19 protein-coding genes and 1 tRNA gene are annotated in these 19,614 nt (G+C 74.6%); 8 read left to right on the top strand and 12 right to left on the bottom strand.

Annotation, left to right across the window (positions count from 1 at the left end; all coding sequences use genetic code 11):
- Positions 1–21: 21 nt before the first annotated feature.
- The gene (locus FHS37_RS04990) at positions 22–528 is read right to left on the bottom strand and encodes a protein-tyrosine phosphatase family protein (protein ID WP_184817816.1); all 507 of its coding nucleotides are present in this window, start codon (positions 526–528) and stop codon (positions 22–24) included.
- Positions 529–647: 119 nt separating this feature from the next.
- Between FHS37_RS04990 and FHS37_RS04985 the strand changes: the two genes are divergently transcribed.
- Both FHS37_RS04985 and ku read left to right on the top strand, forming a co-directional pair.
- A complete protein-coding gene (locus FHS37_RS04985) occupies positions 648–1,451 on the top strand; it encodes a nuclease-related domain-containing protein (protein ID WP_184817815.1) in 804 nt (267 codons plus the stop codon).
- Positions 1,452–1,572: 121 nt separating this feature from the next.
- Positions 1,573–2,616, top strand: a complete 1,044-nt coding sequence (gene ku / locus FHS37_RS04980) for a non-homologous end joining protein Ku (RefSeq protein WP_444545128.1) — start codon at positions 1,573–1,575, stop codon at positions 2,614–2,616.
- Positions 2,617–2,728: 112 nt separating this feature from the next.
- Here the strand turns inward: ku and FHS37_RS04975 are convergent, their stop codons facing one another.
- The 3 genes from FHS37_RS04975 to FHS37_RS04965 all read right to left on the bottom strand — a co-directional run bounded on the left by FHS37_RS04975 (position 2,729) and on the right by FHS37_RS04965 (position 7,547).
- Positions 2,729–4,504, bottom strand: a complete 1,776-nt coding sequence (locus FHS37_RS04975; protein WP_184817813.1) for a beta-ketoacyl-[acyl-carrier-protein] synthase family protein — start codon at positions 4,502–4,504, stop codon at positions 2,729–2,731.
- Positions 4,505–4,704: 200 nt separating this feature from the next.
- The gene (locus tag FHS37_RS04970) at positions 4,705–6,351 is read right to left on the bottom strand and encodes a transglycosylase domain-containing protein (protein WP_229889952.1); all 1,647 of its coding nucleotides are present in this window, start codon (positions 6,349–6,351) and stop codon (positions 4,705–4,707) included.
- Positions 6,352–6,464: 113 nt separating this feature from the next.
- The gene (locus FHS37_RS04965; RefSeq protein WP_229889951.1) at positions 6,465–7,547 is read right to left on the bottom strand and encodes a sigma factor-like helix-turn-helix DNA-binding protein; all 1,083 of its coding nucleotides are present in this window, start codon (positions 7,545–7,547) and stop codon (positions 6,465–6,467) included.
- Positions 7,548–7,774: 227 nt separating this feature from the next.
- On the opposite strand from FHS37_RS04965, the gene FHS37_RS04960 reads away from it, so the two are divergent.
- Both FHS37_RS04960 and FHS37_RS04955 read left to right on the top strand, forming a co-directional pair.
- Entirely contained in the window at positions 7,775–8,290 is a 516-nt protein-coding gene (locus FHS37_RS04960; RefSeq protein ID WP_184817811.1) for a SigE family RNA polymerase sigma factor, read from the top strand.
- Entirely contained in the window at positions 8,280–9,050 is a 771-nt protein-coding gene (locus tag FHS37_RS04955) for a hypothetical protein (protein WP_184817810.1), read from the top strand. Before FHS37_RS04960 ends, FHS37_RS04955 begins: the two co-directional genes overlap by 11 nt.
- Before the next feature lie 144 nt (positions 9,051–9,194).
- Here the strand turns inward: FHS37_RS04955 and FHS37_RS04950 are convergent, their stop codons facing one another.
- From FHS37_RS04950 to FHS37_RS04935, 4 genes are all read right to left on the bottom strand, one after another.
- Positions 9,195–10,076 carry an SCO4651 family lipoprotein gene (locus FHS37_RS04950; RefSeq protein ID WP_184817809.1) on the bottom strand — a complete coding sequence of 294 codons (882 nt, stop codon included), beginning with the start codon at positions 10,074–10,076 and terminating at the stop codon, positions 9,195–9,197.
- A 200-nt stretch (positions 10,077–10,276) separates the two neighbouring features.
- The gene (locus FHS37_RS04945) at positions 10,277–10,651 is read right to left on the bottom strand and encodes a hypothetical protein (RefSeq protein ID WP_184817808.1); all 375 of its coding nucleotides are present in this window, start codon (positions 10,649–10,651) and stop codon (positions 10,277–10,279) included.
- A 264-nt stretch (positions 10,652–10,915) separates the two neighbouring features.
- Positions 10,916–11,554, bottom strand: a complete 639-nt coding sequence (locus tag FHS37_RS04940) for a hypothetical protein (protein WP_229889950.1) — start codon at positions 11,552–11,554, stop codon at positions 10,916–10,918.
- A 469-nt stretch (positions 11,555–12,023) separates the two neighbouring features.
- Positions 12,024–12,443 (bottom strand): YybH family protein, encoded by a 420-nt coding sequence (locus FHS37_RS04935; protein WP_184817806.1) that lies wholly within the window; start codon positions 12,441–12,443, stop codon positions 12,024–12,026.
- A gap of 63 nt (positions 12,444–12,506) precedes the next feature.
- Between FHS37_RS04935 and FHS37_RS04930 the strand changes: the two genes are divergently transcribed.
- Positions 12,507–12,890 (top strand): winged helix-turn-helix transcriptional regulator, encoded by a 384-nt coding sequence (locus FHS37_RS04930; protein ID WP_184817805.1) that lies wholly within the window; start codon positions 12,507–12,509, stop codon positions 12,888–12,890.
- An 85-nt stretch (positions 12,891–12,975) separates the two neighbouring features.
- Here the strand turns inward: FHS37_RS04930 and FHS37_RS04925 are convergent, their stop codons facing one another.
- The 4 genes from FHS37_RS04925 to FHS37_RS04910 all read right to left on the bottom strand — a co-directional run bounded on the left by FHS37_RS04925 (position 12,976) and on the right by FHS37_RS04910 (position 16,309).
- Complete coding sequence (locus FHS37_RS04925) at positions 12,976–13,992, bottom strand: zinc-binding dehydrogenase (RefSeq protein WP_184817804.1); 1,017 nt, start codon at positions 13,990–13,992, stop codon at positions 12,976–12,978.
- Positions 13,993–14,039: 47 nt separating this feature from the next.
- Positions 14,040–14,405, bottom strand: a complete 366-nt coding sequence (locus tag FHS37_RS04920) for a MerR family transcriptional regulator (protein WP_184817803.1) — start codon at positions 14,403–14,405, stop codon at positions 14,040–14,042.
- A gap of 110 nt (positions 14,406–14,515) precedes the next feature.
- Positions 14,516–16,021: a hypothetical protein gene (locus tag FHS37_RS04915; RefSeq protein WP_184817802.1), complete on the bottom strand. Its 1,506-nt coding sequence runs from the start codon at positions 16,019–16,021 to the stop codon at positions 14,516–14,518.
- 216 nt (positions 16,022–16,237) lie between these two features.
- Positions 16,238–16,309, bottom strand: a tRNA-Arg gene (locus FHS37_RS04910).
- Between the two features lie 185 nt (positions 16,310–16,494).
- On the opposite strand from FHS37_RS04910, the gene FHS37_RS04905 reads away from it, so the two are divergent.
- The 3 genes from FHS37_RS04905 (at position 16,495) to lysA (ending at position 19,536) form a co-directional block, all read left to right on the top strand.
- Positions 16,495–16,926 (top strand): response regulator, encoded by a 432-nt coding sequence (locus FHS37_RS04905; protein WP_184817801.1) that lies wholly within the window; start codon positions 16,495–16,497, stop codon positions 16,924–16,926.
- A 95-nt stretch (positions 16,927–17,021) separates the two neighbouring features.
- Complete coding sequence (gene nrtL, locus FHS37_RS04900) at positions 17,022–18,116, top strand: ArgS-related anticodon-binding protein NrtL (protein WP_184817800.1); 1,095 nt, start codon at positions 17,022–17,024, stop codon at positions 18,114–18,116.
- A gap of 28 nt (positions 18,117–18,144) precedes the next feature.
- Entirely contained in the window at positions 18,145–19,536 is a 1,392-nt protein-coding gene (gene lysA, locus FHS37_RS04895) for a diaminopimelate decarboxylase (RefSeq protein WP_184817799.1), read from the top strand.
- Positions 19,537–19,614 lie beyond the last annotated feature (78 nt).

The following is a 19,614-nucleotide window of genomic DNA, read 5'->3' as shown; positions in this document are numbered from 1 at the left end:
GTGCGTACCGGGTGCTCCCGCCTACTCCGCCAGCTCCTCCAGCAGCCGGGCCGTGGTGAGCCCCGCCCGCAGGTAGTCGACGAACAGCTCGTTGTGCAGGGCCCAGCGCGAGCGCCGGGACCGGATCAGCCGGATCGCCGCCTCGGCGGTGCTGCCCCGGCGCATCAGCGCGTGCGCGACGACCAGGCCGGAGCGGTTGTACCCGTGGTAACAGCGGACGAGGACCGTGCGGCCGCCGTCCAGCGCCTCGCACGCCGCCTCGGCCAGCCGGATGACGCCCGCGAGCTGCGTCCCGTCGAGGGGCCCGTCGGGGATCGGCCACACGTGGTGCTCCACCCCCGGACCGGGCCCGTGCCCGGGCAGCCGCAGCAGCGTCTGCACGAGATCGAACTCCTGGCCCACCACCGCGAACTCCAGCCGCCCGGTGAGGCCCCGGAACTCGTGCCCGCCCATCCACAGGCCGGGCACGATCTCGTTCCACGGGCTGCCCGGGGCCGGTACGTCGGGTCGCTTCCTGCGGGTACGCAACGGCGCCTCCCCACCATCCCGCCCGTGGGCATGCCCAACTCCTCTCCAAGGTAACCGGGTTCCCCGTGTTCTTGCCCCGGGCGCGACCGCCTGTTCCCATGGTCGTGGGGTGATGGTGCATGAACGGTCTGCGCGTCATACCGACCTGGCGGCACGGCCGGGAACGGTTGTACGTCTGCCTCCCGGACGGCAGGAACATCGCCTGGTACGACCGTGAGGCGGCCAGGGTCACCCTGCTCGGCGCGGACCGCGAGGAGGACGTCCTCGAAGCGCTGGGCCCCTTCCTCACCGGCCCGGTCTCGGTCGGCCCGCCCCCGGTCCCCACCCCCGCCGAGCTGACACGCCTCTCCCTGCACCCCGACGACGACCTCGCGCCGAACCGGCCCGGCGAGGCGCTGCTGATCGCCCTCGACCGCGACCCCGGCCCCGCCCACCGCCTCCGCCCCGACCCGCGCCGCAGGGCGCTCACGGCGGAGCAGGCGGTCGGCGAGGCGCTGGACCGCATGGACGGCGCAGGCTGGCGCACCCTGCACTCGGTCCCGCTCCCCGGCGGCGACCGCATCCACCACCTGTTCATCGGCCCCGGCGGCCTGTACGCCGTCCACGCCCTGTACGCCCACAGGCAGCGGGTGACGGTCGACGGCCCCCGGGTCGGCCTGGGCCGCCACGAACCGCAGCCGCTCCTGCCCCGCGTCCGGGCCGGCGCCGACCGCGCCTCCTACGCCCTGACGGCCGAGGTCCGCCCGGTGCTCGTCCTGGTCGGAGCGTCGCACGTGACGGTCCTCGCCCCGCCGCGCGAGGTGCGCGTCCTGACGGACGGGGAGGTGGCGGGTCTGGCCGGCCTCGGCGCGGTGCTGAAACCGGCCGACGTGGAGGCCCTGTACGCGATGGCACGGGACCGGAACACCTGGGCGCGGGTGTGAGCCGGGCGGGCCGGTCCCCGCTCCTCGGCACCCCGACGGCAGCCGCTATACGATGAGAATTCCCCCCAAAAGGGACAAAGTTCCCGGCGGTGATCGGCGGACGACCGGAAAGGTGCTGCGCGTGAGGTCCATCTGGAACGGCGTGATCTCGTTCGGCCTGGTCAGGATCCCGATCAAGCTCGTGAACGCCACCGAGAGCCACGCGGTCCCCTTCCGCGAGATCCACACGGAGGACGGCGGCCGGATCCGCCACCGCAAGTTCTGCGAGCTGGAGGACCGCGAGGTCACCGCCCAGGAGATCAGCAGGGGCTACGAGGAGGCGGACGGAACGATCATCCCGATCACCGACGAGGACCTGGCCCACCTGCCGATCCCCACCACCAGGACCATCGAGATCGTCACCTTCGTCCCCGAGGAACGGGTCGATCCGCTCCAGATGGGCGCCGCGTACTACCTGGCGGCGGGCAGGGCGCCGGCCGCCAGGCCGTACACGCTCCTGCGGGAGGTCCTGAGGCGCGGCAACCGGGTGGCCATCGCGAAGTTCGCGCTGCGGGGCCGCGAACGTCTGGGCATGCTCCGCGTGGTCGGCGATGCGATCGCCATGCACGGTCTGCTCTGGCCGGACGAGGTGCGCGCCCCCGAGGGGATCGCCCCCGACGCGGACGTCACCCTCCAGGACCGGGAGCTGGACCTCGCGGACGCCCTGATGGACGCCCTCAGCGAGGTCGGCCTGGAGGACCTGCGCGACGAGTACCGCGAGGCGGTGGAGGAGGTCGTCGCGGCCAAGATCTCCGGTGAGGCCCTGCCCGAGGTGCCCGAGCCGGAGCGCGGCGTCAGGGTCCTGGACCTGACGACGGCCCTGGAGTGGAGCGTCCGCGCGGCCCGCGGTGAGCCGGTGGAGGGGGCCGGGGCCGAGCGGCCGCCGTCGCGCGGGGCGCCCCGCGCGACCCCCGAGGAGACCGGAGGCCGGAAGCCGACCTCCACGGCGAAGAAGACGGCGGCGAAGAAGACGGCGCCGTCGGCGAGGAAGCCGGCCGCGAGGACGGGACAGGGCGGGGCGACGGGCCGGGAGACGCGGAAGGCGGCGGCGAGGAGCACGGCGGAGAAGGCTCCCGCGCAGAAGGACCCGGCGAAGAAGCCGGCCTCCCGCAAGCGCTCCGCCTGATCCGTTCGGCCCGCCCCGTCGGGCGGGCCGAACGGAGCCGAACGGAGCCCAACGGGGCCGGACGGAGCCGCCGGGGACGGCCCGCGGCTCCCGCGCCCGTCCGCTCCCGCCCCTACGCCACCCGCCGCAGCGCCAGCACCGCGTTGTGGCCGCCGAAGCCGAAGGAGTTGCTCAGGACGAGATCGCCGGTGCCCGGGAGGGCGCGCGGTGCGCCCCGGACGACGTCCAGGTCGATCGCGTCGTCGACCTCCGCGCAGCCGATCGTCGGGGGCACCACCCCGTGGTGCAGCGTGAGCACCGCGGCCACGGCCTCCACCCCGCCCGCGGCGCCCTGGAGGTGCCCGAGGTGCCCCTTGAGGGCGGTGACCGGCACGTCGCGCCGTCCGAGGACGCCCCGCAGGGCCCGTGCCTCGGCGAGGTCGCCGTCGACCGTGGCGGTGGCGTGCGCGTTGACGTGCACGACGTCCGCGACGTGCCCCTCGGCGTCCTGCAGGGCCCGGCGCAGTGCCAGCGCGATGCCGCCGCCGGAGGGGTCGGGCGCCGCCATGTGGTGGGCGTCGGTGGACAGCCCCCATCCCGCGGCCTCGCAGTAGACGCGCGCCCCACGGGCGCGCGCGTGTTCCTCGGACTCCAGGACGAGCACCCCCGCGCCCTCCCCGTTGACGAACCCGTCGCGGTCCTTGCCGAAGGGGCGGGACGGCGAGCCGCCGGAGGGGTCGCCGTCGGCGAGCGCCCGCATCGCGGCGAAGGACGCCATGATCGCCGGCGTGATCACCGCCTCCGCGCCGCCCGCGAGGGCCACGTCGACCCGGCCGTGCCGGATGCGGTCGACGGCCTGCCCGATCGCCTCGGTGCCGGAGGCGCACGCGCTGGTGACGGTCCGCGCCTCACCGGTGATGTGCAGGTCGAGCGAGACCTGGGAGGCGGCCTGCGACGGCACGGTCATCGGCGTGGTGAGCGGCGAGACGCCCCGCGGCCCCTTCTCCCGCAGCTTCCGGTCGCCGCCGACGAGCACCGACGCGTCCCCGAGGATCGCGCCGAGGCTCACCCCCACCCGCTCCGGGTCGAGCCCGCTCTCGCGCGTGCCGCCGTCCGCGTACCCGGCGTCGGCCCACGCCTCCCGCGCCGCCAGCACGGCGAACTGCGCGGCCCGGTTCATCCGCCGCGCCGCCGGGCGCGGCAGCAGCCCGGCCGGGTCCACCGGCACCGTCCCGGCGATCCGCACCGGCAGCCCGTCGAACTCCTCCCCCGTCAACTCCCGTACGCCGTGCCGCCCTTCGAGCAGTCCGCGCCACAACTCGCCCGCCCCGACGCCCAACGGGGTGACGGCGCCGAGCCCGGTGACGACGACCCGCCGTGCCCCGGCCGCCTCCGGCGCGCGCACCGGCCGCGGCTCGTACCGGACGACGAGACCCTCCCGGTCGGCCTCGGCGGCCCACCGGCGCACGTCGGCGTCGGTCACGGTCCCGGCCGTGCCCTCCTCGTCGGCTTCCCGGCGCCAGGAGCCCCAGCGCCGGACGTACGTCACCTCCACGGCCTCCGGATCGACGGCCCGCAGGGAGCTCACCCGGTCCCCGTCCCGGAAGCCGACGCCGTCGAGGGCGGGCGAGGTCACCAGGGGAACCGCGGCCGCGTCCATCCGCCGCCCGGCGACGGTCACCCGCTGTTCGCGCCGCAGCACTTCCTCCCGGTCCGTCCCGCCCAGCGGCGGCCGCAGCGTGACCCGGATCACCTCCGGCGTCTCGGGCAGCGTGTGCGTGACGACGTGCCACCGGTGCCGCTCCGCGTCCTCGCGCGACAGGGCGAGCAGATCGCCGGGGACGACCTCGGCGGCGGTGACCGCGTACGGGCGTATGGGTACTTCAGGCGTTTCCGGGGAGTGCGTCATGGCCGTGGATGCTCTCTTCGGTCCGAACTGTCGTACAGCGGGCGGTTACGAGTGTTCTGCACGGAGTGCGGACCGGCCATCGCCGGACTCCGGACGTGTCCGATTTGCCCCGCTCTACCGTGGGGGTGACGCGGAACACACGGGCCAAATCACCACCACTGCGGACGAGTTACCCGGATTCGCATGTCTTGTGGAAAACGTCACGAATCCTCCGCCGAGTCCCATACCCGCCGCGCCAGCTCCTCCGCGTGCCCGGTCGGGGACGGATCGCTCGGCAGCTGTGCGGGCACGGTGGTGTGCTTCTTCGCACCGGGCCGGTCGGCGAACAGCGCCACGGTCAGGGTGAGTCGGGAGTCGTACCCGACGGACCACACGGTGCGCCGGGTGACGCCGCCCCCGGCCCCGGCGGTGAGGGACGCACCGCTCCCGCCGCTGACGCCGGCCCGCTCGACGGCCGGAACGCCGGTCCCGGGCGGGCCGCCGGAGCCGTGCTGCGCCCGGGCCGTCACCAGGTGGGCGCCCTTCTCGTCCAGGACCCGCCGGGTCTCCGGGCGCGCGGTGTGGACCGTCCGCCCCTCCCGGGTGATCCGGACCACGGTACGGGGAGCCGCGTACACGCCGTCCGCCGCCACGGCCGCGTACGCCGAGGCCAGCCGCAGCGGTGTCGGCGCCGTCGAGTCGCGCAGGCCGCGCAGCGGCCCGCCGAGCCGCACACCGGCGAACGGATCGAGCACCGAGCCGGCCTCCACCGCCCCGCTCACCGCGTCGTTGAACGGCTGCCGGGCGTAGTCCGCCCCGCCGTACAGCACCCGCACCGCCCCGTCACCGGGCTCGATCCCCACCACGGCCGTGTGCACCCGGACGTCCTCGGCGGCGGAACCCTCCTTGCCCCTCGTGTGCTCCTTCGCCGACTCGGCCGTCGCGTCCTGCAGCGCCAGGTCGAAGGTGGTGTGCACGGTGTAGCCGCCGCGCGCCAGCTCGTCCTCGGTGATCCCGAGCCGGTCGGCGGCCTCCTTCGCGGCCACGTCGATCAGGTACTGCCGCTGCCCCTCGGTCCCGCCCGGCGGATAGAACCGGAACGCGGGGAAGCGGGCGGCGGCGCGCTGCCCGCCCGTGAGGGAGCCGCCTGCCTCCATCGCGTCGAGCACCCACTCCCAGCGGTCCCGCAGCGTCGCGGTCACCTCCGGGTCGGAGCCCGCCTTCTCGTAGTACGAGGGGATGTTGACGATCGCCGCCAGCGCCGCGCCCTGGGAGACGGTGAGGTCCTCCGCCGCCACGTCGAAGTAGTTGCGGGCGGCGGCCTGGATCCCGGCGGCGCCCCGGCCGAAGTACACCGTGTTGAGGTACCCCTCCAGGATCTCGTCCTTGCCGCGCGTCCGGTCGAGCTTGACGGCGATCAGCGCCTCACGCGCCTTGCGCGACAGCGACCGCTCCGGGCTGAGCAGCGCGTTCTTCACGTACTGCTGGGTGATGGTGGAACCGCCCTGCGGCGCACCGCCGGACACCGTGGCCCACACCGCGCGGGCGACGGCGCGCGGCGAGATCCCCGAGTCCGTGCGGAAGGAGCGGTTCTCCGCGGCGATCACCGCGTCCTGGACGTGCCGGGGGACCTGGGACAGGGGGACCTCCTGCCGGTCGACCGGGCCGCGCCGGCCCAGGTAGGAGCCCTCGGCGTCCACGAAGACCGTGCTCTGCACGACCGTCTCCGGGTGCGGTTCGGGGATGACGGTGAGCCGGTAGGCGACGACGACCGCCCCGCACAGGACGGCGGCGAGCGCGAGGAAGGTGACGCACAGCCGCCGCAGCCACCGCCCGCGGGACCGGCGCAGACGGACGCGGACGGGCACGCGGGGACGGCCCGGGGCCCTGCGCGGAGACCGGCCGAGGGGCCGGCCGGGGAACCGGCCGGGGGACCGCACGAGGAGCCGGTCGAGGAGCCGGCCGACGGCGGGGGACGGCTTCACGGGCGCCACGCCCCGACGCGTACCGGCTCCGTGACCGCGGGCCCGGCGTCCGACCGCGCCAGGACCTCACCGGCCGCGTCGTACACGGTCACGGTCTGTCCGCCCCCGGCCCGGCCCGTGCCGCTCTCCGCCAGGGGCGTCCGCGCGTACCACACGCCCCACCCCGGGCTGCCCGCCAGCGTCAGGACGTCCGCGGTCACCGTCCTGCCGCCGGTGCGGACCTCGACGCGGGCCGGTTCGGCGGTCAGGCCGTGGTACAGGCCGGACTGGAAGTACGTCCCGTCCAGCCGCTCGCCCTGGACGGAGACACCCGCCCGGGTGCGGTCCAGGTTTCCGTCGCGCACCGCGCGGAAGCGGTTCGGCGCCTGCGGGGAGGACCAGTGCCCGCCGTCCCGCGTCAGCCAGAGCTCCACACCCGGCGCGGCGGCCACCCGCTCCCCGGGGGCGACGATGCGCACGGTCCCGGGCGCCGGACTGTCGGGCGCCTCCGCGGCCCCGGTGACGTCACCGCCCGCGCCGGAGCCGAGACCGAGGGCGACCGGGGGAGCGAGCAGCAGGGCGCACCCGGCGGCGACCGTCCCCGCCCGCCGCCGGCGCCGCAGCGCACCGTCCCGCCGGACGGCGTCGAGCGGGACGGCCGGCGGCACGAACCCGGCGAGCGCCGCGGCGAACCCCGCACACGTGTCCCCGGGCCGGAGCCGCTTCCCCTCGCGCCGCAGCACCGCGCGCACGGCCCCCACCGAACACCCCAGCACCTGGGCGATCTCGGCCTCGCCCAGCCCCTCCCAGTACCGCAGCACCAGCACCACCCGCCGCCGGCCGCCCGCGCGCCGGGCCCACCCCCGCAGACGGGTCCGCACCAGGCAGCGCCGCACGTGGAAGTCGACGTCGTCGCGCGGGATCCGCCGCCACCGCGCGTACGCCCGCACCAGGGTGAGCCGCGCCAACTCCTCGGCGGCGCGCGGGTCTTCGGTGAGCAGACGGGCGGTGGTGACCAGCCCCGGCCAGCGATCGCGCGCGTAGTCGGCGAAGTCGCCCTCGACGTACGGCACTTCGGCCGGGGCCCGAGGCGGACGCACCGGGCGGAGAGGGGACGGGCGCACCGGGCGGAGAGGGGAGCGGGCCCCCTCCGCGACGGCCGCCCCTCTGTGCTGCGCACCCACCCGCGCGACGGGTCGATGGATCCCCGTACCCGTTTTCATCGTCCTCCTCCAGGGGTGTGCTTCGATGTGCGCGACCTGCGGAACCTGTACGCACGGCGGGGGCGGCCGGGTTGCACGGGAAATCCGAGACACCGGTGGAGGGCATGACCGAGGACGAGTTCGACGCTTTCTACGCGGCCGCGTTCCCCCGTCTGACCGGCCAGCTCTACGCCTTCACCGGGGACCTCGGCGAGGCCCAGGACGTGGTCCAGGAGGCGTTCGTACGGGCCTGGGACCGGCGCCGCAAGCTGCTCGCCGACGAGGCGCCCGAGGCGTGGGTCCGCACGGTCGCCATGCGCTTGGCGGTGAGCCGCTGGAGACGGGCCAGACGTTGGCTGGAACTGGTGCGCCGCACCCCGCCACCGGAGACCACCCCCGGACCGGGCCCCGAACGCACCGCCCTGGTGGCGGCGCTGCGCCAACTGCCCGAGACGCAACGCATGGCGATCGTCCTGCACCACCTGTGCGACCTCAGCGTCGAGCAGGTAGCCTCCGAGACCGGCGCACCGGTGGGGACGGTCAAGGCCCGGCTGTCCCGCGGACGGGCGGCGCTGGCCAGACACCTGGCGGTGGACGAGGCCGAGGGGCCGGCGTGGAGGGAGAGCGGCCGTGTCGGATGAACTCGCCCGGGCACTGCGCGAGTTGGCGGCACAGCACGAAACCCCGCCGCGCGTGGGCGCCGCCGAGGTCCGCACCCGCGCGGGGCGCCGCTCCCGCCGCCGCCGAGCGGCCGCCGCACTCGGCGCGGCGACCGCGGCGGCCTGCGCGCTGACCGCCGTGGCCTTCACGCTGCACACCGAGGACCCCGGCCGGAACCATCGGATTCCGGCCACCGCGTCGGACACCCCGAGCCGGAGCCCGGCGACCCCGGTCCCCGTTCCCCCTCCGTCCGGCCGGCTGGACCTGGGCCGCCACACCCTCACGGTCGGCGACCGCGTCCTGCGCGTCGACTCGCACGCCTTCGGCCGGTTCCCGCCCGGCACCCGGCTGACGGTGACCGCCAAGTCCGAGCTGGAGCTGCTGCCGCTCGAGGGCGGCGCCGAGGCCGGTCACGAGGTCAAGGTCCCCTACCTGGTGGAGCTGCGCACCCCCGACGGCGAACCGGTCTACGCGGGCGCCCTCACCTTCGACCTCAGGGCCCTCGCCGCCCTCCCCGACGAGGCGGGCTGGCTGGGCATGAGCCTCACGGACGCGGAGTGGTTCTACGCGCGGGCCCGGACGGGCGACCGCATCGCCCTCACGTCGACGCTCCTCCCGGGCGCGGGAGGAGCGACCGCCACCCCGACGCGACCGCCGACGGAGACAGGCACGGCGACGGGGACGTCGACCACGGACGGAACCGGCGGCGGCACCCCCGGGACGCCGGAGCACACGGGCTGACCGGCGGGCCCGGGCCGCCCCCCCCGCCCGTCTGCCGGGGCCCCGCCGTTCGCCCGCCCGTGGTGGGGCACCGTCGGACCGGGGTCACGGCCCGGGGGGCACCGTCGGACCGGGCACCGTCGACCCGGGGTGCTCCGCTGCGGGTCAGCTCCGCCCCTGGCCGCCCCGGAGGGCCTCGTCGGTCATGTCGGCGACCTGCTGCGCGGGCGGCGCCTCGGCGTCGACCTCGGTGCCGAAGTCCGAGAACTCCATCAGCGTGCTGACCTTGACCTGCTGGGGCGCGGTGCCGCCCTCGGGCTGCCCGCCGGCCGCCGATGCCTTCACGGTCATGTCGACCTGCTGGCGACGGAGCCGGCCCTGGTCGTCGAGCCAGACCTCCATGGGCAGCGTCGGACCGATCTGCCGGCGCAGCTGGGCGCCGCCCGGCAGCTCGGCGACGTCGACCGTGACCTTGTACCGGGTGGTGTCGACCCCGTCGACCTTCTCGGTGCCGACCTCGGTGACGTCCTTGTCGGTGATCGCCTTGGCGTAGGCGGCGGACTGGGCCGGGTCACCGATCTGCTGGGGGTTCACGCCCTGCTTCTCGGCGACCTTCCCCAGGTCGATCTTGGCCCAGGACTTGCCGCCCGGCGCCTTCTGGCCCTCCATCTTCTGGTACAGGACCTGGTCGACCACGCGCTGCTCGAGGCGCTGGCCCTCCGCGGTGACGGTCATGACGCTGTCGCCGTCCGCCATGTCGAGCGTCCCCTGGCCGGTGGACGTGACCGTCTTGCCGTCCGCGGCGGCCTTCACCTCGATCTCCATCCGCGCCGTCTCGGCCTCGGCGGTCCTGTCGTACGCGGTGCGCACGGCCGCCGTGCCCTCCTCCCGGGCACCGGCACCGCTGCTCGCGCTCGCCGAGGCGCCGTTCTTCTTGGACCCGGAGTCGGAGTCGGAGCCGCCGTCACCGCCGCAGCCGGTCAGCACGACGCTTCCCGTGACGGCCGCCACCGCGATCGCACCGACCTTCATCCCCTTGCCACGCATAAGTCCCTCTCTCCTCAAGGCTTCTGACGTGTTCTCAGCAAATGCCGATCCGCAGTCCCGAATGCCCCTTGTCGCCCGGAAAACACCTGTTCTGTGAAGAAGTTGAGTACTTCTGGCCGCTTGTCGAGCGGGCCGGGGGGATGCCGCGCGCGGACGGGCGGGACCGGACGGCACGGCCCGTGAACGGCCCCGGCGCACCGTCACGCCGCCGAACGCGCCTTCCGGGCCTGCCGGAAGTCGAGGTACGACAACGCCACGATCAGCAGCGGGACGATGACCCACAGCAGCGCGACGCGGAGACGGCCGTCCGTCAGGGCGGCGGCCAGGGTCACGATGACGGCGCCGGCGACGAAGCCCGAGAACTGCCGGTAGGAGCGGAAGCCCCCTGTCGGCGCAGCGTCCACCGCGTCGGGCCCCTCCTCCTCGGCGAACGCGGCGCGCACGGGGTGGGCGTCGCCCTCCCGCCGGGCCTGCCGCCAGGCGAAGAACCACCGGCCGAGCATGTAGAGGCCGAACGCGCCCAGGAAGATCCACCACTCGGTGGCGTCGTCGGGTAAGGAGCGAGCCAGTGTCATGAGCACCGCGTGCCCTCGGCCCGACGGAGTAGACGATTCCGTATCCGTGCCGGACCCGGCGCCCTCCTCGCGCTCCCGGGCCACCGGGACGCGAGACCGGGGACAACCGGACCACCGCGACCGTCACCGACCTGCGCACACCCAGAAGGGCGAGCGGAACCCGGTGCGGCTGCCGGACGGACGCGGCCCGTGAGCCGGACGCGGGGGCGCCCCCGCAGGGCGACGGGCCGGGCCGGGCCCCCGGCGAACGACGACTGCCGCGCGCTACTTCACGTCGCCCGCGAAGATCGCCGCCTCCGATTCGAAGTCGGGTGCGACCTCGACCTGGAGGTACTTCTCGTTCTTCGGGAGCTCACAGCCCCAGGTGACGGACAGGGAACGGCCCGCGAGGACGCGGGTGTCGGGAAGCCCGTCGAGCCCTTCGTCGAAGATGGCCTCGCCCTCTCTGCCCTCGTCGCCGTAGGCGCAGTTGACGGTCATCTCGGTCGCGTCGACGGTCTCGGAGGAGTCGTTGACGACCTTGATCGTGAACTTGGCGTAGGGCGTGTTCCCGGGGGAGGCGTAGTCGCTGGAGACACTGCGGGAGAACTTCGACAGGCTGACCTCGACGTCGTTCTCGTAGGCCACCGTGTCGCCGAGGCCGTACGAATCGCCGCCGCTCTCCTCGTCGGCCGGTTCCTCCGACCCGGTGTCCGCGGCGGTGTCCGCGCCCTCGACGGTCTCCGTCGTGGTGACGGTGACGGTCGGCGCGGCTTCGGCCTCGCCGTCACCGGTGACGCCGACGGTGACGGCAGCCGCGACGACCGCGGCGACCGCGGCGGCGGCGGAGGCGATGACGACCGTGTGCGTCTTCGCGTTCTTCGACGGCGGCGGCGGTGGCGGTGCCGGCGAGAAGCCGGGCATGGGCGGTGGCGTGGCGCCGTAACTCATGGTCCCCCCAAGGACGTATGTAGGTGCGTGATGCATCATTCCTGGCGGGGGCGGGTTTGTGGAGGCCTCGTGTTGGAATCGTGTCCTCGGCCGGGGCGCGACCGGACGCCGGGCGGAACACTCGCGAGACTCCGGCGCGGCGGCCGTGGCGGCCTGCGGACGTGCCGGAGCCGCGCGTCCACGCAGGCCGTCACCGCGCACCCGGTCCTGTCGCGCCCTGCCGGACGGCGCCTGGTGCGCGGAGCCGAGCGAGGCCGTCCCGCCACCGGCCGCGCGGGCTGACGACCCCACGCACGGACGTCCCCCACGCACGGACGCCCCTGCCCGGGACCGCCTTCCCCGTGGCGATGACATCCGGCGAGGACCCGGCCCCGGAGCCGGCCGTCCGGCTCCAGGCCGACGAACAGCCCCGACGAGCGGACCGGGTCCCGGGCGGACACTCTCAGAACGCCGGCTCCGCGGTGTCCTCCCCGGCGAGCTGCAGCGAGCGGACGCCGAAGGGGTTGTCGACGACGTACCGCCACCGGCCGTCCGGGCCCCGCCGGGCGACGTCGGTGGCGGTGCCCTCGACGCGCACCGCCCGTCCGTCCCGACCGGTCCCGTCGATGACCCAGTCGACGATCAGCAGCGCCAGGTCCCCGCTGCGGTAGACGTGCCGCGGACGCACCGCGATGGGAACCCCGAGCTCCTGCAGCCGTCCGTTGGCGGCGCACAGCTCCGGACCGGTCACCGGCGTACCGGGCCGCGGGACCAGCACCGCCGCCTCCTCGTAGACCTGCGCCAGCGCGGCGGCGTCGCCGCTGTTGAACCGCTCGGCGAACACGGCGGGCACCTCTTCGGGCCGATCGGCCAGTTCCCGCATGATCGACGGACCTCCTTCCGGACCGGGAGAATCGAAGCGCCCCACACGTTAGGAGGCGATCCCGTGACTCACCGAACGGTTGGTCACCCGGCAGGGCTCCCCGACGACCCGCACGCGAACGTCACCGCGCCCACCCCCGGGTGCCCGGTGGAGATCGCGCTGGCGGCCCTGCACGGCCGCTGGACGACCCTGGTGATCCGCGAGCTGCTGCGCGGCGACCGCTCCTACAGCGAACTGCGCGCGGCCCTGCCCACGTTGTCCGACAAGGTGCTGTCCGACCGGCTGGCACAGCTCGGCGAGGCCGGAGTCGTCGAACGCGACCGGCGCCCGGGGTGGCCACCCCGGGTCCGCTACGCGCTCACCCCGCACGGACACCGCCTCGGCCCCGTCCTCCAGGCCCTGTGGGACTGGGGGAGCGGAGGCCCCGAACCGAGGGGGCGAGGCTGAGAGCGACCGTGGGGCAAGCCCCTTCGGCGATCGACCCGAGGCCGACCACGACGCCCCGGACTTGCGGTGTCGTCCCGGACGGCCCCTAGCGCCAGGGATCGAGGGCGTGCTTGCCACGAGTCCGGCCCGCTTCGAGCTGCCGCAGCACCGCCGGCCCCTCGGCCAGGGGATGGACCTGGGGCGTGCCCGGCGGATACACGCCCTGGGCGATGAGCGCCTCGAGTTCGACGAGCAGCGACCGGTGAACGGAGGGGGCCGCGGTCGCCAGCGCACCGATGTGCAGGCCCTTGACCTGGACCTGGTGGGTGAACACCAGATCACGCGTGCTGAGGCGGGCGTCACCGGAAGCGGCACCGAACACGACGACGCGCCCGGTGAAGGGCTTGGCGACCCTCAGGCTGGCCCCGAACGTGACACGTCCCACCGATTCCAGGACCAGGTCGACACCACCGGTCAGACGGACGATCTCCTCCGCCAGATCGGGGCGCGCGCTGTCCAGGACCCCGTCGGCACCGAGCGCCCTGACGGTGTCGTGCTTGGCCGGCGACGCCGTGGCGATCACACGCGCACCGTAGTGACGGGCGAGGCGGACGGCGGCCTGCCCCACGCCCCCGGCCGCGGCGTGGACGAGGACCGCGTCACCCGCCTCGACCCCGCCCAGCGGCTTCAGCGCCGCCAGCGCGGTCGCCCAGTTCAGCACCAGGCCGAGAGCTTCGGCGTCGCTCCAGCCGGAGGGGACGGGAAGCGCACCCGCGGCCGGCATCGTCATGTACTGCGCGAAGGCGCCCGGGCCCGTGCCGACGACATGGGTGCCGAGCGGGAGCGGGCTCTCGATCCCCGAGCCGGCGCCCACGATCTCGCCGGCGGCCTCGAAGCCCGCCACATAGGGTGCCCGCGGGCCTCCTCCGTAGGTGCCGCGGGTCTGCATGACGTCCGCGAAGTTGACCCCGGCCGCGCCCACTCGGACCAGGTACTCGCCGGGCCCCGGGGCGGGGCGGCGCAGGTCGGTCATGAGGGCCAGGTCCTCCGGTCCTCGACGCGATCGCTGGACCAATGCCCGTACCGTCTGCTCAGCGGTGTGCCGCTGCTCGTCGATCTCCATGCCGGGGACCGTAGGAGCCTCACACCCGTGTCAAGGTCAAGCCGCGGTCATCGACCGGTACGGCGCGCCTGGCGCAGGTAGGCGTCGAGTGCCGCCCGCTGCTCGCTGAGACCGGCGATGCGCGCGGCGAGCCGGTCGCGATACCTCTCCACCTCCCGCAGGAACTCCACGCACACCGCGTCCGTGCCGGCGCCGGATCCAGGGGTGAGGCGGGGCAGGACTTCCTTGATCAGGCGCACGGGCAGCCCGGACTCCAGCAGCGAGCGGACGACGCGGACCCGGTCGACGGTGGACCGGCAGTAGTCGCGGTACCCGTTGCCGCACCGGCCGGGGGTGATCAGCCCCTCGTCCTCGTAGTACCGCAACGACCTGGCACTCACGCCGCTGGCCCTGGAGGCCTCACCGATCCTCATGCCCGGACAACGCCCGGACGCCCCGCGCTCTTCCGATCACCCCCTGCACCCAGCAGCCGCCTGCCCGACACGCACCCCGGAGCCGGGTGAGACGCGGCCGACGCGCCGATTCACCTCCCGGTGGTGTGCGACAGGCCGGCGCGGTCGAGCAGTTCGTGGAGGCGCTCGGCGGGCAGGCCCGGGTCGGCCGCCGCTCCTTCCGCGGTCCCGGGGTCGTCCAGAAGCCTCGCGACCAGGTCGAGAGGCAGGAGCGGGCTGGCGACGGCGGCCCGGCGTACGCCGGCGTCGGCGTCGGTGAGCAGGTGGACGGGAGGCCGGTCCAGCGCGGGGTCGGCGGCGGCCAGCCCGCGCACGTCCGGGTCCTCGTGGTCGAGGAGGTGCTGCAGACCGGTGCGGGGCAGACGGGACAGCGTCAGGAGATGCGGGCGCTGCCGTGGAGCGGCGATGAAGGCGTCGAGAACGGTCCCGGCCGGCGCGAGCGGGTGGTTGCAGGCGAGCAGGTACCGCACCTGCGGGTCCGGGTCGCCGCCCAGACGACGCGTCAGCTCCCGGGGAAGTCCGGCACAGGCGGCGGCGACCCGGCGGAGCAGGGGACGCGTGGACACCGCGCACCTGCTGTACCGGCGGACGTCCGGCTCCACCGTCATCTCGGCGACCGGACCGACGTCCTCGGCGGTGCGGCCGACGACCCGGTCGATCGCCTGGCGTTCGGCCCAGGTCCGCGGCAGAGGATGCACCCGCGCCCGGGTCCGCACGGTGTCGTCCGGATCCTCGGCGAGTTCCTCCAGCAGGAGGGGATCGAGGTCGGCCCGGCCGGCCACACGCTCACGTACGCGGGGGTCGGGATGGCGTGAGAGACGCGCGACGACGTCGGCGGGAGTGTGGCGGCTGTGGGCCAGGGACCACAGGTCCCGCCCGTCGGTGAGACAAGCCTCGGCCACGGTGCGGGAGACGGCGTAGTCGACGAGGAGGAGCGACCGGTGGTGGCAGTCGGCTTCCGCCAACTCGGCCTCCATGGCCGCGGGATCGAGGAGGCGACTCTGCTCACGTGCGGCGTCACGCACGACGGCTTCCGGATCGGTCAGCAGGGCATCGCGTTGCCCGGGAGTGAGCCAGAGCCACCAGCCGGCTGCCTGCACCCGTAGTTCGGGGTTCTGGTGAGCCCGCATCCCACGGCGGAAGGACGTGGGTATCTGCCCGGAGACCGCCAGCTCCTGCCTGATCTCGTCGGCCGTGACCGGCTGAGGGTGATCACCGTCGTCCTGCCTGGTCAGGAAGGTCTCGATGACGTCCTCGGGAAGCGCCCTCACTCGCCCCGGCCGCGGATGAAGACCGGAGGCGAGGTCGGCACGGACGAAGGCATCGGGATCGTCGACCAGTCGGCTCCGCTGCGCCGGGTCCGCATGACGATTGCGGGCGAAGGCCCTACGAACCGACCGTTCCGGGTGCGCGATCACCGCGTCGACCACGTCCGAGGGAAGGACACGCTCCTCGCACAACACCCTCCAGGCCGTGCGCGCGGCCGGGTGCAGCAGCCGCAGCAGCACGCCGGACGGCGCGGCCGGATTGGCGGCGACACCGCGGAACCACAGGTCCGTGAGGGAGGAGGAGGGCACCGAAGCATCGTGGCAGCGATCACCCAACCACGCCGACGCACTGACAACCCCGCTGAACCAGGCAGCGCCGGACCCTACAGAGGCCGACTCACCCGCAGCGACACCCCGGCACGTCTGCCGTACGGCCGCTCCGGACGGCACACGCCTGCCCATACGCGAAGACCCCACCCTCAGCGTTTCCGCTGGTGACGGGGCCTTCGGGCACCTCATACCGGGTGCCCCCGGCAGGATTCGAACCTGCGCACACGGCTCCGGAGGCCGTTGCTCTATCCCCTGAGCTACGGGGGCGTGTCGGTCGCGGTGATCGCGGCGACGGGTAGAACATTACCAGCTTCGGCGGGGTGGTCAGGAACCCGTTTCCCGGAGCCGGGCGGGGGACGGCCGGGGCGGCCCGGAGTGCGGGGCGTCGCCCGTGCGGGGCGGAAGTCGGGAAACGCCGGACGCGGTGGCCGGTCCGGACCTACTCTCGAGTTGTGCCAGGCGCTTCTGGCCGGGTTCTTGTTGTGGACGACAACAAGGTCATCCGGCAGTTGATCAGGGTCAACCTCGAGCTGGAGGGCATCGAGGTCGTGACCGCGGCCGATGGTGCCGAGTGTCTGGAAGTCGTTCACCAGGTGCGGCCCGACCTCGTCACCCTCGACGTCGTCATGCCCCGGCTCGACGGGCTCCGCACCGCTGCCCGGCTGCGTGCCGACCCCCGTACGCGCGACCTCCCGCTCGCCATCGTCAGTGCCTGTACGCAGCACGAGGTCGAGAGCGGGCTCGAGGCCGGTGTCGACGCCTTCCTCGCCAAGCCCTTCGAGCCCGGCGAGCTCGTCCGGGTCGTCCGGCGGTTGATCCAGGGGCGGGTCCTCGAGGCCGAGGACACCGGGCCGACCTCGCCCGCCGGACACGCCGGAGGGTGAGGGCCGGGGCTTCCGCCGCGTGAGTTCGTCCACATCCCGGAACCACGCCCAAACCGGTTCGCCTACCCACCCCCCTCCTCCCCTACGCTTGTCCCGTGACCCCCGTCGAGCTCTCCCGCACCGTGCTGCACGCGGTGCGCCGTGCCGTCGACGAGGGGGAGCTGAGCGTGGCCGTGCCGGAGAGGGCCCTCGTCGCGCCTCCCGGGCCCGGGGGGTGCGGGGACTACGCCACCAACGTCGCCCTCCAGCTCGCCCGTCCGGCCGGGCAGCCGGCCCACCGCGTCGCCGAGATCCTCCGGCCCCACCTGCTGCGCACCGGCGGCATCGCCGACGTCGTCGTCACCGGGCCCGGGTTCCTCAACATCAGTCTGCGGAGCGCCGCGCCCGTCGCCCTCGTGGAGGAGATCCTGCGGCGCGGTCCCCGGTACGGACACGGCGACTTCCTGGGCGGACGGCTCGTCCGGCTGCACGCCCCCCACGAGGTCCGCGCCCTCGTCCACCTCGACGTACTCGCCCGCGTCCTCCGCTCCCAGGGCGCCGACGTCCGCACCGGTTGCGCCGCTCCGCCCGAGCCGGGCTGGGTCACCGTCCTGGGCCTCCGCGTCGACGTTCCCGGGAGCGCCGGACCGCCCGACGGCGTCGTCCTCCGGCCCGTCCCCGCTCCCGCCGATCCGCTTCCCCTCGGCCGTGACGCCGCCCGCTGGGCCCTGCTGCACCCCGCCCCGCACGACCGGCCCCGGATCAGCGGCGATCACCTGGTCCAGCGGGAGGGCAACCCCCTCTTCCGCGTCCGTTACGCCCACGCCCGCACCCGGACCCTCCTCCGCAACGCCGCCGACCTCGGGTTCGCCCCCGAGCCCGGCCCGGTGACCCCGGCGGACCGCGGGGGAGCGCCCCCGGCGGACGCCGGAGCCGTGACCGGCGCCGGCGTCCAGCCGCTGCTCCGGGTCCTCGCCGACCACCCCCGCGTCCTCGCGGCGGTCGCCGCCCACCGGGCGCCCGACCGGCTCGCCCGGCACCTCGTCGCCGTCGCCGACGCCGTGCTGCCCCTGCTCCCCGCCGTCCTGCCCCTCGGCGGGGAGAAACCCTCGGCCGCCCACCGGGCCCGGCTCGCGCTCGCCGACGCCGCCGGGACGGTGCTGGCCGGCGGCCTGTCCCTGCTCGGCATCGACGCACCCGACCATCTGTGAAGAGCCAGCGAAGAGAGCCTGCGAAGAAATGAGCCGTTCCGCACACCCCGCCGGGCCCCGTCACGCCGACGTCCTCCCCGAGGGGCACTACTCCGCACCCCCCGCCGACCTCAACGCCCTCGACCCGAAGGTGTGGGCCCGGACCGTCGCCCGGGACGAGCACGGCGTGCTCACCGTCGGCGGGATCGACGTCAAGCGGCTCGCCGAGGAGTTCGGCACGCCCGCGTACGTCATGGACGAAGCCGACTTCCGGGCCCGGGCGCGGGCCTGGCGCACCGCCTTCGGGAACGACGCCGACGTGTTCTACGCGGGCAAGGCGTTCCTGTCCCGGGCCGTCGTGCGGTGGCTGCACGAGGAGGGGCTGAACCTCGACGTCTGCTCCGGCGGCGAGCTCGCCACCGCGCTGTCCGCCGGCATGCCCGCCGACCGCATCGCCTTCCACGGCAACAACAAGTCCGCGGCGGAGATCGAGCGGGCCGTCCGCGCCGGGGTCGGGCGGATCGTGCTCGACTCGTTCCAGGAGATCGTGCGCGTCGCCCACATCGCGCAGTCGCTCGGCAAGCGGCAGCGGGTGCAGATCCGGGTCACCGTCGGTGTCGAGGCGCACACGCACGAGTTCATCGCCACCGCCCACGAGGACCAGAAGTTCGGGATCCCGCTGGCCGGCGGGCAGGCCGCCGAAGCCGTGCGGCGGGCCCTGAAGCTCGACGGGCTGGAGCTCATCGGCATCCACAGCCACATCGGGTCGCAGATCTTCGACATGTCCGGGTTCGAGGTCGCCGCGCACCGGGTCGTGGGGCTGCTCAGGGACATCCGGGACGAGCACGGGGTCGAGCTGCCCGAGATCGACCTCGGCGGCGGGCTCGGCATCGCGTACACCAGCGACGACGACCCCCGGGAGCCGCACGAGATCGCCAAGGCGCTGACCGAGATCGTCACCCGGGAGTGCGAGGCCGCGCGGCTCTCCACGCCGCGCATCTCCGTCGAGCCGGGGCGGGCCGTCGTGGGGCCGACCGCCTTCACGCTCTACGAGGTCGGCACCGTCAAGCCGCTCGACGGGCTGCGGACGTACGTGTCCGTCGACGGCGGGATGTCGGACAACATCCGCACCGCGCTGTACGACGCCGAGTACACCGTCGCCCTCGCCTCCCGCAGCTCCGACGCCGAGCCGATGCTGTGCCGGGTCGTCGGCAAGCACTGCGAGAGCGGGGACATCGTGGTCCGGGACGCCTTCCTGCCGGGGGACCTGGCGCCGGGCGACCTCATCGCCGTACCGGCCACCGGGGCGTACTGCCGGTCGATGGCCAGCAACTACAACCACGTCCTGCGCCCGCCCGTCGTCGCCGTCGAGGGCGGCGAGGCGCGCGTGATCGTCCGGCGCGAGACCGAGGAGGACCTCCTCCGCCTCGACGTCGGATAGTGCACGACCGGTCGCGGGCCGGTCGGTGGCCGGTCCGCGACGACGAACCCGCCGCTGGAAGATCTCCTGTCTTCCCGG

This window comes from Streptomyces griseomycini (genome assembly GCF_014203535.1).
Taxonomy (GTDB): domain Bacteria; phylum Actinomycetota; class Actinomycetes; order Streptomycetales; family Streptomycetaceae; genus Streptomyces; species Streptomyces griseomycini.
Note: the sequence above shows the minus strand (reverse complement) of the source record. Positions and strands in the feature narration are given on the sequence as shown.